We start from the raw sequence: 15,388 nt of genomic DNA, 5'->3' as shown, positions 1-15,388 counted from the left end.
GCATGAGCCGTGGAGAAAACGAAGTTGGACATAACGGAAAAGCGTATCAAGGCGATGACGACCGCTGGGCTGAACCTGATCGGTCAGGCGCTTTCCATTTATGACAACAAGTTGCAACTGGTGCTCAGCAATCGCCGCTTCCAGGAAATGTTCGGTTTGCCGGATGAGCTGGTTCAAAGGGGCGCTCTGTTTCGCGACACGATCCACTTTCTTGCCAGCCGCGGTGAGTATGGCGACGATGAAAGTGTCGAGGAAATGGTCAATTTACGTGTCCAGCAAGCCTTGGCGTTTGAGCCCCACTACATGGAGCGTGTACGCCCCAATGGGCAGGTTGTTTCAATTGAAGGCGCGCCGCTGCCCCAAGGCGGGTGGGTCGCGGTCTACACGGATATCACCGGCACGCGGCGGGCGGAAAACCTGTTGCGGGCGCGGTCAGAGGAACTGTCGGAACAGTTGCTGAGCCACGCGGAAGAACTGTCCGCAACCAACCGCAAACTTGCGGCCACGATCGCGGCGCTGGAAGAGGCCAAGCGGGAACTGACCGAAATCGAAGCGCGTACTCGTATGGTGACCGAGATGATGCCGGCTCATATCGCACATTTGGACAGCGACGGCCGTTACGATTACTCGAACCGCCGCCTGAGCGCCGTCATGCCCGGGCGTCCGTCCGATATTCTGGGGCTTCACATTTCTGAAGCGCTGGGTGCGGCCGCCTTTGAACGGGTTCAGGCCCATTTGCTTAAGGCCTATAGCGGAGAGCCGTCGGTTTTCGAGTTCACAGAAGATCAGGATTCCCGCCGTATTCGGGTTTCGTTTACGCCAGATGGGGCAGGGGGTGTGTACGTGATGTCGGTGGACATCACCGAAGAGACACAGGCACGCGTTGCATTACAACAAACCCGCCGCCGGGCGATGGCAGCCCAGATGACCAGCGGGCTTGCCCATGACTTCTCCAATCTGCTCACTATCATCCTTGGGATGCAGTCCCGCCTCGACAAGATGGATTTGCCGGATGGCGCGCAGGAACTTGTGGCCGCAACTCAACAAACGGCGCGCCGGGGCGGGCAGCTGTTGAACCGGATCGCCGACATGACTGGAAACCGAACGCCGCAACCGCAGGCCACTGACATCGGGGGATTGTTGGAAGACCTGAGGATCCTGGCGACGCCCTCGCTGCCTCGCGGTGTGGGCCTGTCCGTCGTAAACACCTTGCCAAAACAGACATTGATGCTTGATCCGGGTATGGTTCAGGATGCGCTTTTGAATTTGGTTCTGAATGCCAGGGATGCCTGCGGGAGCACGGGCCAGATCACAATCAGTGCACATGCCATTGGTGAGATCTGGATCGAAGTCACGGTTTCCGACACTGGGCCGGGGTTTTCACCCGAGGCGCTTGAAAAGGCGCTGAACCCGTTTTTCACAACAAAAGGGAGCGACGGTTCGGGTCTGGGGCTGCCGATGGTTTATGATACGGTCAAGCTTGCTGGTGGCGATCTGAATCTAAGAAATACGCCATCTGGGGCCTCAGTTGTCATGCGTTTGCCTTTTCGGCCCGCTCCTCCGGCGCAGGACGGATTGGTACTGTTGGTTGAAGACAGCGAAGACCTGCGCGGGCAGTTTCGGGACATGCTGGTGGATTTGGGCTTTACTGTCATTGAAGCAAATTCAGTTGATGAAGCACTGGCCTTGATATCAAGTGTGAAGGACATTTCGCTGGTCTTGTCCGATATCCGTTTGGAAGGACACGGTACAGGCTTGGATATCCTTGAACAGTTGAAACCGGGGTTGCCGCTTATCCTTATGACATCTCTGCCAAATTCAGATCCGCTGCATCAACGGGCCCTTGCTTTGGCACCTGTTTTGCGTAAACCGTTCTCACAGGCCCAATTGTCCGCTCTCATCCAAGCCGAGGCCGCCTGATGTCGCAACCAATGGTGACCATTCTCGACGACGAACCCGAAATTCGGCGCATTCTGACGGATGCGCTGGAGGATGCCGGTTTCAGAACGCAGAGTTTTTCGCGTGCCAGAGAGTTTGAAGCATCCCTTAATCGAGTAACCCCTGATGTCTGCCTTGTGGACCTTTCCTTACCAGATACCGATGGGCTGGCGCTTGTTCATCGCTTGGCGCTAGAACAGGGTGCAGCAGTGATCATAATTTCTGGCCGGGCGCAGGTTCAGGACCGTGTGACAGGACTGGAGCTTGGCGCAGATGACTATATTACCAAGCCGTTTGACCCTACCGAGGTCGTAGCCCGGGTACGGGCCAGGTTGCGCGCGCCGCGCGGTCGGACATCACAATCGGACAGGGCGGAATTCAACGGCTGGATTGCGCATTTTGATCGGTATGTTCTGGAAGACGGGTCAGGGGCTGAAACACCTTTCAGCCATGCAGAAGGCGAGGTTCTGCGTTTGTTTCTGGAAAGCCCCAAGCGGCTGATCAGCAGGGGGCAGATGCAGGAATCCTTGGGCGGTGCAGCGGGCGACAGCTTTGATCGTGCTATGGATGTCAGAATCTCCAGGTTGCGTACGAAACTTGGTGAAGACCCGAAGAATCCGCGCCTGATCAAAACGATTTACGGTGCTGGGTATATTTTTTTAGGGGATGTCGACTGGAAATAGCGACGCTCTGTTGGCCAGAGTGTGAACCTGAATTTCTTTCGATCCCCTCTGCGTCAGGCAGTGTAGATAGAAAACACAGTAAGCGTCGCAAGAACGAATATTTTGGTCTTTGCGCTCACTCACGCAAAGCTTGATCTTTTATCTTCACGACAGGTTCCAGTAGATACTCCAATACGGATTTTCGACCTGACAAAATGTCAACCTCTGCGATCATGCCGGGTATGATTTCCACTGCGACACCATTTCCATCGAGCATGGTGTTGCTCGTGCGGATTTCCACAACGAACACCTCTTCATCGTTCCGCTCTGATCGTGTGACGGTATCGGCGCCAATCCGTACGATTTCACCATCCAGCGCCCCGTATCGCGCAAAATCATAAGCCGTGATCTTTACCTTTACGGGCTGTCCAGCACGCAAGAATGCAATATCTTCGGGCTTTACGTAAGCTTCGACCAATAGTGTGTCGTCCAGGGGAACAATCTCGACAAGATCTTCGCCACTCCGCGCCAAACCTCCAATGGTGGTTCGGTGGATGCGGTTGACGATCCCGCGAACCGGAGAGCGAACCTGCGCTCGTGCAGCGCGGTCGCGTAGGGCAGGCAAGGCGGGTTGCAAGGCCGCCAGTTCCGCAGTTGCAATGGCCAATTCAGTAAGCGCGGCACTTCGAAATCGGCTGTGAGCAGCTTGAATCCGATCATCTATTTCATTTAAACCGGTTTGCAACCTGCTGGTCACGGCTTCGGCACGGACTTTGCGGCCGCGCCACTCGGCTTCGCTGCGCCGTAACGCCAGCAATGTCGTTGCCGGTTCCATTTGCCGCTCAACAAGCGGAGCTATGATCGCACGCTCTTCACCAAGCACTTTTAAGGTTTCGTCTGCTGTTACCTGATCCACGAGACCTTCTTCGTGTTCTCGCTGCTTTTGCTCACGTTGTCGTTCTAAGATGGCGATTTCTGCCGCCAGCTCTGCTTGCCGACCCTGATACAGAGCAGTTTCCGAACGCACGACACTGGGCGCACCTTCGATCAGCTGAGCACCGAAATTCAATTGCGTACCATCTATTTCTGCCTGCAGTCGTTGTGCACGGGCTTGCAGCCCGAAAGCGCGCTGTTGTTCCTGGCTAAGTTGGCTGTCGATTTGTGTGGCGTCCAATTCCATCAACAATGCCCCTTTGTCGACCAACTGGCCTTCGCGCACATGAAGCGACCGCAGCACGCCAGGCTCGGCGGCGTCGATCACCTGTATGTCTCCCGAAGGCACGATCCGCCCATCGACCCTCGTTACGTCATCCAATTCGGTCAAATGCGCCCACAACCCGGCCGAGACAATACACGACAGGATCAACAGCAAGAGCAATGAACCACGAACGGGGGACCGCCCCTGCATTTCGCGCGCCAACTTCGCCAGATCAGGATGCTGCGACATTCAGGTGCCTCCCTTTCTGACGCATGTGCTGCGTCAGCAGGCTCTTGGGTCCATCAGCTGCGATTTTTCCGTTTTCCAGAACGATAACCCTGTCCACAAGCTCCAGCAGACTGGTTCTGTGCGTTACAATGACCAGGGTTGACCCGGAGGTTGACGCACTCAGGCGTTGAACCAGTTGGGCTTCGGTTTTGACGTCCATCGCACTGGTTGGTTCATCAAAAAGCAAAACCGGAGGTCGCCCGATAAGTGCCCGTGCCAGGGCGATTGCCTGCCGTTGCCCACCGGAAAGCCCCTCACCGCGTTCAGCGAGTTGAAGGTCATAGCCCGAAGGATGGCTGTTCACGAATTCTTCGACACCGGCAATACGGCCGGCTTCGACGATGTCGCAATCTCTGGGCCGGACTGCGCCACTTGCGATATTGTCCCTGACAGACCCCGAAAAAAGCCAGACATCCTGCAGAACGGATCCGATATTGCGTCGCAAGTCACCCGGGTCGATCTGACGTATGTCTAATCCATCAATCATGACCGAGCCCACTCGCGGCGTGTAAAGCCCCAATAGCAGGCGCGCAATCGTGCTTTTCCCGCACCCGATTTGACCGAGAATTGCGACTTTCTCGCCAGGCTTGATTGTGAATGAGACACCATGCAGGGTATCTTCGCTTTGGTCAGAATACGAGAAATGCACGTTATTGAAGGCAATTGCCCCTTTGAAATCAGATCGGGTCAGCCATGTGCGCCCTTCCGGGCGTTCGCTTTCTGCATGCATTAGCGCATTGAGGTTGCGATAGGCGCACCTGGCCTGATTTACGCGGGTCAAAGTCTGCGCCAGTTGACCCAGAGGGGCCAACGCCCGACCAGTCAACATTACCGAAGCCACCAGCGCACCCATGCTGGCTTGCCCGTTTGTAATCAGAAAAACACCAAGAAATACGACAAGCACTTGTGCGGCCTGTTGGGTGAATCCGGTCAGGTTCAGGGCAAATTGCGTGACAGTTCGGCTTCGTGCACCATGCGCTGACTGCTGTTCGATGGCCTGTTCCCATCGTGCGCGCATTTTTCTGCCTGCTGCCGTTGTTTTAATGGTTTCAAGTCCCGAGACAGCCTCAACCAGAACTGATTGCTTGGACTGTCCATCGGACAAGCTTCGTTCCGCCATCCTTGATAAAACTGGCTGCACCGCCAAACCTGTCAGGAGCACCACCGGTACGGCCAGTGCAGGGATCAAAGCCAGTTGTCCCCCAACCAGATAGATCACCAGGATGAACAACCCGATGAAAGGCAGGTCAACAACGGCCACCAGCGTCGCGGATGTAAAGAATTCTCGCAGAGTTTCAAACTCGCGAATGGTGCTGGTCATGGCACCGGTAGACCCAGTGCGCGATTTCATCTGGATGTTCAGCAACTGGTCGAAAATGCGCCGGCCCATCAACAAGTCGGCTTTCTGCCCAGCCTTGTCGATAAATCCCGCCCGCAGCAACTTGAGGGCAAAGTCAAAACACAGTGCCAACGCCACACCCAGGGTCAAAGCGATCAGAGACTCTGTTGCTTCGTTGGGCAATACCCGGTCATAGACCACCATGATGAAAACGGACGTAGACAAACCAAGGAGGTTTGCCAGCGCCGCAGCGAGTGCGACTTGAACGTATGACCACCGGCTGGCGGACAGGGCGTTCCAGAACCAGTGACCGCCATGTGAACCGGGCCCGTCCAATGTTTCGCCGTCGTGATGGCGACGGAACAGGATTGCGTAACCGGTATGACAGGCTGCCAGCATGTCTTCGGAAACTTCACCGATACCTTCGCCAAGCTCTGGGTCGAAGACCAAAAAGGCGCCAGCTTGCGTTCGTCCGTGAAAGACAACGGCTTTACCCTCTGCCAACAGCAACAGGGTGGGTGTCAGATTGTCATCCAAGTCGGAAAGGCGCATTGCCCCATATCCCGCCTGCATGCCCGCCTTTGGCGCGAGGGCGAGAATGTCCCGTACTGTCAAATCCCCATCTGCGCCAGTTTGCGCCGCGTGCAGCGCCGCGAGACTCAATGGCCGTTCAAGTGCCGACGAGATATTCAACAGACAGGCTTCAAACGGTGTAAGTAACGAGGCATCGGTGGCAGGGTGGGATGCGTTCATTGTGTAGTGCCCCAGTCGCCCAATGAAACCCCAAGCAGGTCGAGTATGTCTCCGGTCAGGCTTAGGGCTGCATAATTGGTTAGAAAGTAGCTCTGTTCCGCAAGGATCAAACGTTCCTGAGCATTTACGTAGTCGCGCTGAGCATCCAGAATTTCAATGAGGCTACGGCGGCCGATTGAAAATTGTTCACGGGATGCAGCGACACTTTCCGCGTTAGCCTCTACGGCAATCCGGGCTTCGCGTAACCGATCGGCACCCGCTTTTTGATCCGAACGGATAAAACCCAATTCTCGCGTAATTTCTCGGATAAGCTGCTCGCGCGCAAACTCTGTCTCTTTGACCAACGATTCCGCCGCTGCTATTGCGGCGCGGCGTTGGCCGGTGCTGTCCAACTCGTAATTGAAAGAAAGATCCACTCCAAAATTCGCGTCACGATTGTTGTCCTGGTTTGCGAATGCGGCGACCCTGACATCAGGGCTGCGGCGCGCTTGCGCTGCGGACCATTCCGCCTTGGCGGCCAGAAGGCTTGCATCGGACCGCCGAACCTGAGGACTGTTCATTATGATCTGCATGTCACTTCTTTCCAGCCCAGGTGCCGGAACTGGTGCAGAAAGAGTGCCAGGTTCATCCCCAAATACTTCGCGGAACCGCGCTTCGGCACGGTCTGTGCGCGCATACGCATCAGCCAGCTTTGTGCGCGCATCGGACATGCGTGACCGGGCTGCCAGGACGTCGGCACTTGAACCGACGCCGTTTTCTGTTCGGTCGGTTATCTGGCGAACAAGCTCTTCATGGGTCAAAACATTCTGTGCTGCGATGCTTTGAATCTTTCGTTGATCGAGGACAAGTACATAGGTCTCGATAGCTGCGAGCGCAGTGGATGAGGCCGTTTGAATCTGATCGCCTCTGCTTTCCAAGACACGTGCCCGCGCAGCGGTCAGATCCCCTGAAGCCGCCCCGCCGTCGTAGACCAATTGTGAGACCCTCAGATACGGCGATACATCCGCAATATCTGATGCAATCCTTTCAGATCGCGCGTTTAGCCCCAGCGAAATCTCCGGGAGAAAAGCGCCTTCAGCCGCGTTTTGTTTGGCCTTCGCGATTCCCATTCTGGATTTGACTTGCGCCAGGTTTGGGCTGTTCTCAACCGCCTTTTTTACCCGCTGCCCGAAGGCGCTGTGACTGAGTGTTTTTGATGGTTTAGTTGCCCCAGCACCGGCTGTTTGGGCTGCGAAGGACATCGTCACAGGCGTCAAATCGGGTGGACGCGTGCAGGCGGAAACCGAAGCCAGAAGCAGACTGAGCGCGACAAAATACTGCGAATACTTACTAAATGGCATACTGACCCTCCTGCCACCGATGGTCGAGCAAGCTTTCCTTTCGTTGGGCGGCTGCCAGCGCCTCCATAAATTCTGAAGCACCCGACCTAACGCCGGTCGACGACTTTTTCTCCAATTGCTCGACGCGCATTTGAGCTGGCAAGAGCCACGCGCAATGAGTCAAGGAAACTTGGTGGGCATGTATGAGGCGCAGGCCTCCGTTCATGGCGAGCAATGACAGATGCGCTGAAGGAACTTGCCGCAAGGCACCCAGCTTGACACCAAAGTAACCATCGAGGCATTCGTCCATTTGTGCGCAGGCGAGTGGGGAAAAAAGCCCCATAACGCCTATCGTACGGCACAACTGATATGTGTTCTCCAGTGATGCTGTAAGAGTGCGAAAGAACGCCTGGACATTTCGCAGTTCAGCCCCCAGCGCTCCGGTTCGGTCAAAGAATGGCTCATCGTCAGGGTTGTCGGTAACCAGCTCCAGGCTTTCGTTGACAAGCAAGTCAAACTCCCCCTCTCCGGTTTTGTCCTGAAGCTCAGGTGGTCGGGATTGAAAGGGCACACACCGTAGTGCCGAGGGAACATAGCTTGCGCGCCATTCCCCTTTTGCTGACACGTATGGCGTCGGTTTGTCTGGTGTCATCGATAAGATTGCCACGGGGTAAAATCCCCGTTTGGATTTCCGGAACGCGATCGGAAAATTGGCCGCTGCCTGTAGGATCTCTGCCTCAGCCACCGGGCAGTCGACCATATCGCGCGCGAATTCGAACGACGTGTAACGTTTCCAGAACCGATGACCATGTCGTACTCGTGTGACCGGGGTTAAGCCATTCTGTGCCATAACTGCCTCGTGTTTCTGATGAACGCCAATTTGTTCCTGAGCTGGCTCAGGCCGTCGCACCGGTTGGGTCGGTGTGTATGATGTTGTCGGCTGTCAAGCCGCTGAGATCGGCGAGTCCATGGAAAGTGGCGAGGGTCTCGACGTTGGCATCGCCAGGTGTCACGAAATCAACTTTGATCAGGACACTGTCCGTTCCGTCCGTTGCCATCACATAGAGCGCGTCACCTGCAATTGCTCCGGCAAGGCTCTCTACAGCCGTTTCGAGTGTAACGGCATTGAGGTCTGCAAGAACGGTATCGAGGCCTACAAATCCAGTGTCTGTGCCCAATGTGTCACCGACAGTAAGAAGCTCAAAACCCGTGCCATCACCTCGGAGCGTAGCGACATTCAGTCCGCTGAACATCAGAGCGTCGGTTACATCTGCTGCGGGCCCAATTGTGAAACCGGTTATGCTGTCTACGCCATTGTTGTTCGGGTCGGCTTCAAAGACAACGACGTCACGCCCGGCTTCGGTGATGTCAATGCTGTCATCGCCACCACCGCCACGAATGATTGTATCCGTGTTTGCCGCGGTTAGGATGTCATTGCCATTGGTGCCAAACTGAACTGCAACAGGTCCACCTTCAGGTGTTTTGATCGTTAACTCAATGGGTTGAGCAGCGTCCTGTACTGTCATCGTGAAGGTGACAAGAGGCTGAGACAAATCGGAAAAAACAGTCGCCGCGCCAGCGAAGTTGATGATGTCACCTGTGCCTGGGTTTGCCAGGAACAAATCAAACGCGCTGTGTTCCGTGTCTGATCCGATGTCGAAAGTGGCGACAGATGAGTCAAACTCAAGCTCCGCTGTAAAAGCCAAGCCACCAGAGATGTCACGATTAGCATCAGCATAAATGGCAAATGTAACGGTTGATCCACTGCGCCCGACCTCTGAGACCACGTAGGCAGCTGGTTCATGAGCAACCGCCTGATCCGATACAGGTAAGGGATCTGGTCCCCCTGCAACGGTTGCCTGGGCTGATATAGTCAGGGCATCCCCAGCTTCTATGGCGGTGAAATCTGACGACGCAACAGCCAGTGTCCAGGATCCGTCCGCGGTTACTGTCGCGCTGCCGACGGAACTGCCGTTCAGCAAAACATCTACAATCTGGCCGTTTGAAAGCCCGGCAGAGGAACCGCTGACAGTAATGCCTGACGCCTTGGCATCAGCAAGGGCCACTGCGTTGTTCACGCCGACATCGTCCAGCATCAGAACTGGCCGAAAGTCCGTTGTTACCGAACTGCTTGCCGCTACTGCGCTGTTGCCAGCGATATCGTCAACTGTTGCGGTGACGGTGTAGTTTGTTCCATCGGAAAGCGCACCCAGGTCGCTGGCTGGCACAGTTATCGCCCAGGTTCCACCCGATGCAACACCTGTATAGGTTTGCCCGCCAAACGTGACAGAGACTATTTGGCCATCTTCCGAGGTTGTCGTGCCTGAAATTGTCAGGTCTGTAGCTTGTTCCATTACATCCAATACGGAGCCAACCGGCAAACTGTCGATCGTGATTGCTGGCGCTGTAAAATCGGTTGTGAAACTCGTCGAGATTTGGTTGCCATTCCCAGCAGTGTCTGAAACAGAAGCCGTGACATTATAAGTACTTGCGTCCTGGAGGCCTGAAAGTTCGGCAACTGTTGCGGTATAGGTCCAGACACCACCGGTTACCGTTGCTGTACCGCTTACATCTACAGTTCCGTCTGCGCGCGCGATCTCCACAGTAATGACCGTTCCATCCTGAGCGTCAGAGGTTCCCGAGACAATCAGGTCGGTACCTTGCTCAGCAGCGTTCATGACAGTGCCGTCAGAAATACTGGTTATTCCCAGGGTAGGGGGTGTGAAATCGGTCGTGAAACTGTTGCTGGCCTGTGACGCCGGATTTCCTGCGGCGTCGGAGACATCCGCCGTTACCGCCACGGTGGCAGCATCAGAGAGGGCCGCAAGGTCGGCAGCGGGGACAACTGTGCTCCAAGACCCTCCGGTGGCTGTAGCAGTGTAAAATTGACCGTTCAAAGTGACGGTCACGACTTGGCCATCTTCGGCCGACGTTGCGCCCGATATTGTCAGGTCCACCGCTTGTTCGGCAGCATTCATGAATGCGCCGGTCGAGAACGTGTCGATGCTGAGGGTCGGTCCTGTGACGTCTTTAGAAAGTGTCACATCAGCCTGAGGCGCTGTCAGCCCGTTTGCGTCGCTGACATCTGCGGTGATCTGAAAGCTGCCTCCGTCGGCCAAAGATGCCAGATCACCGGCTGGGACAGTTACAGTCCATGTTCCGCCCGTCACTGTCGAGGTATATGTTTGACCATCCAGTGTGACGGTGACTTGCTGGCCATCCTCGACATTGGCGGTTGTCCCGCTTATAGCCAAGTTTGCCGCTGCTTCAGCGGCGTTGAGAACTGCGCCGACGGAAAGCGGAGATATCGAAATTGAGGGGCCGGTCAGGTCTACTGGTACAGTAACAAGAATCGGCACGGCCGGGTTGCCAGCGATATCCTCGACCGCCACAACAATTGCAGCAGGTGTTCCGGTCGACAGACCGCTGAGGTCAGAATTGGGGATCGTGACAGTCCAGTTTCCGCCTGTCGCAGTGCCGGTGTACACCTGCCCGTCGAACGTGACGATGATGGTTTGCCCGTCCTCGGCCGTGGTGGAACCCGTTAAGGTTAAGTCACCAGCCACATCAATCAGGTCAATTGATCCACCCGCAACAGGATCCAGAGAAACACTTGGCGCGGTGAAATCCGTATCAAAGCTTCCGCTGGCCTGTGCGGCCGGGTTTCCAGCCGCGTCAGTCACGTCTGCGGTGACATTTACGATTGCGCCGTCAGGCAAGGCACTAAGGTCAGCCGCCGGGACGGTTGCGCTCCACTGTCCTCCGGAAACCGTACCGGAATAGCTTTGCCCGTTCAGTGAAACCGTTACGATTTGCCCGTCTTCAGCATCAGTTACACCGGTGACCGTCAGATCGGTGGCCTGCTCTGCCAGGTTGAGTACCGGCCCGTCAGAAAACCCGGTGATCGACAGGCTTGGCGGGACAGTATCGATGTCAAACTGAACGGATTGTGTCGACAGCTCGGCCCCCGACCCATCCAGGTTCCTGATGGTCACCGTCGACACACCCTGTGGAAGCCCGCTGGCTTCGGCTGCTGTCAGAGAGATGCTCCAGCTGCCATCGGGGTTAGGTGTCACGGTTTTCACCAGTGACCCTATTGTTACTTCGATGGTCGCAGTCCCTTCGGGAGCGATGGCGTTGGTGCTAACGTTGTTCAACGCAGTGGATTGCAACTCGGCGAGGTTGAGGCTTGTGTAAGTCGGGGTGGGTTCGGATACGACGGGGCTGTCTTCACCGCCACCGCCGCCACCTCCTGCGGCCGCAGCCGCCCCTGCCAGGCCCAATCCGCCCAACGCCGCGCCGGCACCACTGATGCCGCCTGCGGACGCACCCGCGGAAACACCTGCTTCCACAGCGCTGAACTGGGCAATCTCCTGAACCGCGTTCTCAGCGATCATGATTGCACCGCTGTCCAGGATCTGGACGTTTTCAGCTGCCACGATCATTGTCCGGCCATCGGCCATTTTTAGAAGAACATCGCCATTCTTCATCAACTTGACCGAGCGAACGCCTGGAATGGTTTCCGCGAACTGAAAAGCATACAGTTCTTCGATTGTGGCTTGTGATAACGCGGGCAAGGCCATCAAAGTTGAAATCAACCCGCCGGCCGCGCCGCGCCCTGCCCAGCGGCCAAGTTTTCCATCGATCCACTGGCGAATGTGTTGCTTGCGGTCCGTTTCCGAAGGTTCAGCCGCCGGACGGTTGTTGAACTCTGGTGCTTTGGTCATCTTACCCTCACATGTGGTTTCCGCGATCACCGAAATGGAAGACAGATCGCGCTGATAACGGCTGGCTCATCTGTCTTTCCCACTGGTTACTGTTGCGATCGAAAGTGAAAAATTGAGTTAATCTGAAACCGAACTTCTCGTTTTCACCACAATTCCGCTTTTGTTTCGGTCCGTGCATCAGGTCATCTTTTGGTCAAGGCCAGGGGTGGCGATGGAGGTGTGGCTGTGATGCTTCAATTCGAAGGTGTGGTGGCAACGGGGAGCGCGGCGCTCGATTCAGGTATCGGCGATACGGCTTTAAAAACGTTTAACGGAACCACGTATCTTTATACCGTCACCGGACCGGGTGGCGGCGTCGCGGTCTGGAGGCTGGTCGAGGGCGCGTTACCGCAACTGGTCGACACGGAATATTACAGCGGCACAATCACGTTTCACGTTGGTCGCAGTGGCACACCGATAACGCTGGCGGGATCCGAACAACTTGTACTGGATGTGAATATGGCGGTCGGGTTGGTCGGATATGACCTGAACGTGGATGGCACCCTGGACAGCCTTACGGAAACCGGATCTCTGGCAGGAGGAGGAGATATCTCGGCGATTGTTCAAGTGTCGATCGGACCCATGGATGTTCTGGCAATGGCTCATGAAGAAACGGGTCAAATCGGGACATATCTTGTTAATCCAGATGGAACGCTGAGCCTTGCTGGTCTTGTTGCTGGCTCTGGAGACGCGATGCAGACGCTGCGCGCAGGAACAGACCATTTCCTGATCTCAAGTGATGCGGCCAGCAATACAGTCTCAACTTATCGGATCGACAGCATTTCCGGTCAGTTGACCGAGATTGACAACAGTTCAGCCATGGGAACCCTTGGAATCTCGACTCCGACAGCCGTCGAAACGATCGATGCCTACGGCAAGCCCTGGGTGATCGTGGCGGGCGCAGGCAGCGACTCGCTCAGTGTGCTTCAATTGAAAGCTGACGGCAGCCTGAGCGCCACAGACCATATTCTGGATTCGCACACGACCCGCTTTGAATCCGTGCAGGACCTTGAAGTCGTGGACATCAACGGGCGCGTATTCGTCGTGGCGGGTGGCGGCGACGATGGGCTTACATTGTTCACGCTGACACCGGAAGGCCAGTTGGTCTATCTGGACAGTTTCGCCGACACTTTGAGTAGTGGATTGCAGAATGTCGAATCGCTGAGCCTTGCTCACGTCGGCAATGAGTTGCAGATTCTGGTTACGTCGCAACAAGACGCTGGAGTCACTGTCATTTCGGTTCCTGTCGATGATCTTGGGGTCGTGAACAAAGGGTTTGGAACAGTATCGGGGACGGCCTTTGACGACATGCTGAGTGGCAGTATTCTGGATACCACCCTGATGGGTGGCGATGGCGATGACATACTGATAGCAGGAACAGGTGCTACGACCATGTCAGGTGGGGCAGGGGCCGACATTTTCGTGATGCAGTCGGGCAGCGGTCTGACCACGATCACGGATTTTCAACCGGGTGTGGACCGTCTGGACATGTTCGACTACCTGCTGTTGCGGTCCCCTCAGCAACTGACATTCACCAGCACCACCCAAGGGGCGCGGATAGAGTATCGGGGCGAGGTGGTGCAGGTTCAGTCCGCTTCGGGCGGAACGCTGACCAGTACCGATATTTTCGGGGCCGGGTTTGAAGGCCCCGATCACATTCCGGTTGAATTCGGTGATTTCGGCGGTTTGAAGCCGGACAGTTCGGATGGCGTGCTTGGGCCAATCACAGTGGACAGCCGATCTGTAAATCCCGGATTGTCGGATGCGGAGATTAGATTCACTCCGATCGGCGGTGGCACGGTATCTGTCACGGCTGACGATCAGGGGCAATTTGACTTGGACCTTCCGGATGGCACGTTCCCCGGAAGACTGGACATCGTCAAACATTATTCAACGGCGAGCAAAGAGATCGACGCGATGGATGCTTTGCAAGTGTTACGCATTTCGGTTGGCCTCGATCCGACATGGGGGCCCGCCGATGCGGAAAACCTAATCGCAGCGGATATCAATCAAGATGGAACCATCAATGCCCTGGATGCACTGGCGATTTTGCAGGTGGCTGTTGGGAAAACCACTGCGCATGAACCTCAATGGGTCTTCTTGGATTCAGATGCGGATTTGTCGGGAGTTACAAAAAGCAACGTTGATTATCAGACTGGAATGGATGTTGTAGCCATAGACGGGGTGATAACCGCCGATATGACGTCCATTTTGCTCGGCAACCTCGAGGCGGCATGAATTGAATTGAACGGTGCTGCAACTCAGTCATTGCAAGCCTTCCGCTTGGACCGCAATGTTGGCCTTAGATACACAAACACAAAAGGACAGGCCATGAATCGTCTTTCGGAACGCAGAGATTTTGCCATCGCGGTCTGTGAAGAAGCTGGGGTGATGGCCGAGAAATACTTCTTGGACAGGAGTAATCTGGTTATCGATCAAAAAGGTGCTCAGGACTGGGTGAGCGAGGCGGACAAAAACGTCGAAGCCTTCATTCGCCAAAAGATCATGGATGCTTGGCCGCAGGATGGGATATTTGGCGAAGAACACGGCGCTGCCACAGGCAAGAGCGGTTTTGACTGGGTGATTGATCCAATTGATGGAACTACGAATTTCGTCAATGGCATACCCGTTTGGACGATTGTTCTGGCCGGTGTCACCGAAGGGCGTACTGTGGTCGGTGTGATCCGGGATCCGAATATGGACGAGACCTTTGTGGCAACACGCGGAGAGGGCGCGACACTGAACGGTTCACCGATACACGTGGCCTCTGGGGTTGCTCTTCGGGATGGGACGGTTTCTGTGGGGTATTCGAACCGGATCGAAACTCGCCACGTCGTGCCGGTGGTTGCAGAACTGATCGAGCGCGGTTCCATGTTTCACAGAAACGCCAGCGGTGCATTGTCATTGGCCTATGTCGCAGCCGGGCGACTTCTGGGTTATGTGGAAGAACACATGAACGCCTGGGATTGTCTGGCTGGGCAATTGTTGGTTGCAGAAGCGGGCGGTGTTGTCGAAGATCAAGACGCCGACGCGATGATCCGCGACGGTGGGCGCGTGATCGTCGGCACACCAGATGTATTTGAAAGTTTGTTGGAAATCGCAGAGAACGCTTGGGGGGCTTAACG

9 protein-coding genes are annotated in these 15,388 nt (G+C 55.7%); 4 read left to right on the top strand and 5 right to left on the bottom strand.

Annotated features, from left to right (window positions below):
- The first annotated feature begins 24 nt into the window (after positions 1-24).
- Both ACR0EK_RS10970 and ACR0EK_RS10965 read left to right on the top strand, forming a co-directional pair.
- Positions 25-1,920, top strand: coding sequence for a PAS-domain containing protein (locus ACR0EK_RS10970; protein ID WP_480773699.1), 1,896 nt, complete (start codon positions 25-27; stop codon positions 1,918-1,920).
- Positions 1,920-2,621, top strand: a complete 702-nt coding sequence (locus ACR0EK_RS10965) for a response regulator transcription factor (protein WP_480483716.1) — start codon at positions 1,920-1,922, stop codon at positions 2,619-2,621. Before ACR0EK_RS10970 ends, ACR0EK_RS10965 begins: the two co-directional genes overlap by 1 nt.
- Positions 2,622-2,736: 115 nt before the next feature.
- Here ACR0EK_RS10965 and ACR0EK_RS10960 read toward each other — a convergent pair whose 3' ends face one another.
- The 5 genes from ACR0EK_RS10960 to ACR0EK_RS10940 are packed head-to-tail and all read right to left on the bottom strand — an operon-like array spanning position 2,737 to position 12,224.
- Positions 2,737-4,008 (bottom strand): HlyD family type I secretion periplasmic adaptor subunit, encoded by a 1,272-nt coding sequence (locus tag ACR0EK_RS10960; protein ID WP_480967817.1) that lies wholly within the window; start codon positions 4,006-4,008, stop codon positions 2,737-2,739.
- A gap of 22 nt (positions 4,009-4,030) precedes the next feature.
- Entirely contained in the window at positions 4,031-6,178 is a 2,148-nt protein-coding gene (locus ACR0EK_RS10955) for a type I secretion system permease/ATPase (protein WP_480899970.1), read from the bottom strand.
- Positions 6,175-7,599 (bottom strand): TolC family protein, encoded by a 1,425-nt coding sequence (locus tag ACR0EK_RS10950; protein ID WP_480773681.1) that lies wholly within the window; start codon positions 7,597-7,599, stop codon positions 6,175-6,177. Before ACR0EK_RS10950 ends, ACR0EK_RS10955 begins: the two co-directional genes overlap by 4 nt.
- Complete coding sequence (locus tag ACR0EK_RS10945; RefSeq protein WP_480899974.1) at positions 7,508-8,347, bottom strand: SapC family protein; 840 nt, start codon at positions 8,345-8,347, stop codon at positions 7,508-7,510. Before ACR0EK_RS10945 ends, ACR0EK_RS10950 begins: the two co-directional genes overlap by 92 nt.
- Positions 8,348-8,393: 46 nt before the next feature.
- Positions 8,394-12,224: a beta strand repeat-containing protein gene (locus ACR0EK_RS10940; RefSeq protein WP_480899976.1), complete on the bottom strand. Its 3,831-nt coding sequence runs from the start codon at positions 12,222-12,224 to the stop codon at positions 8,394-8,396.
- Positions 12,225-12,452: 228 nt separating this feature from the next.
- Between ACR0EK_RS10940 and ACR0EK_RS10935 the strand changes: the two genes are divergently transcribed.
- Complete coding sequence (locus ACR0EK_RS10935) at positions 12,453-14,501, top strand: dockerin type I domain-containing protein (protein WP_480899978.1); 2,049 nt, start codon at positions 12,453-12,455, stop codon at positions 14,499-14,501.
- Positions 14,502-14,594: 93 nt separating this feature from the next.
- Positions 14,595-15,386 carry an inositol monophosphatase family protein gene (locus ACR0EK_RS10930; protein WP_480487492.1) on the top strand — a complete coding sequence of 264 codons (792 nt, stop codon included), beginning with the start codon at positions 14,595-14,597 and terminating at the stop codon, positions 15,384-15,386.
- The last annotated feature ends 2 nt before the right edge of the window (positions 15,387-15,388 follow it).

The organism is Ruegeria sp. AE4, from assembly GCF_056542185.1.
This window is presented reverse-complemented; position numbering and strand designations above follow the sequence as displayed.

Coding starts and splice junctions, on each gene's coding strand:
- ACR0EK_RS10955 (WP_480899970.1), bottom strand. CDS start 6,178: ATGAACGCATCCCACCCTGCCACCGATGCCTCGTTACTTACACCGTTT.
- ACR0EK_RS10940 (WP_480899976.1), bottom strand. CDS start 12,224: ATGACCAAAGCACCAGAGTTCAACAACCGTCCGGCGGCTGAACCTTCG.
- ACR0EK_RS10965 (WP_480483716.1), top strand. CDS start 1,920: ATGTCGCAACCAATGGTGACCATTCTCGACGACGAACCCGAAATTCGG.
- ACR0EK_RS10935 (WP_480899978.1), top strand. CDS start 12,453: ATGCTTCAATTCGAAGGTGTGGTGGCAACGGGGAGCGCGGCGCTCGAT.
- ACR0EK_RS10960 (WP_480967817.1), bottom strand. CDS start 4,008: ATGCAGGGGCGGTCCCCCGTTCGTGGTTCATTGCTCTTGCTGTTGATC.
- ACR0EK_RS10930 (WP_480487492.1), top strand. CDS start 14,595: ATGAATCGTCTTTCGGAACGCAGAGATTTTGCCATCGCGGTCTGTGAA.
- ACR0EK_RS10945 (WP_480899974.1), bottom strand. CDS start 8,347: ATGGCACAGAATGGCTTAACCCCGGTCACACGAGTACGACATGGTCAT.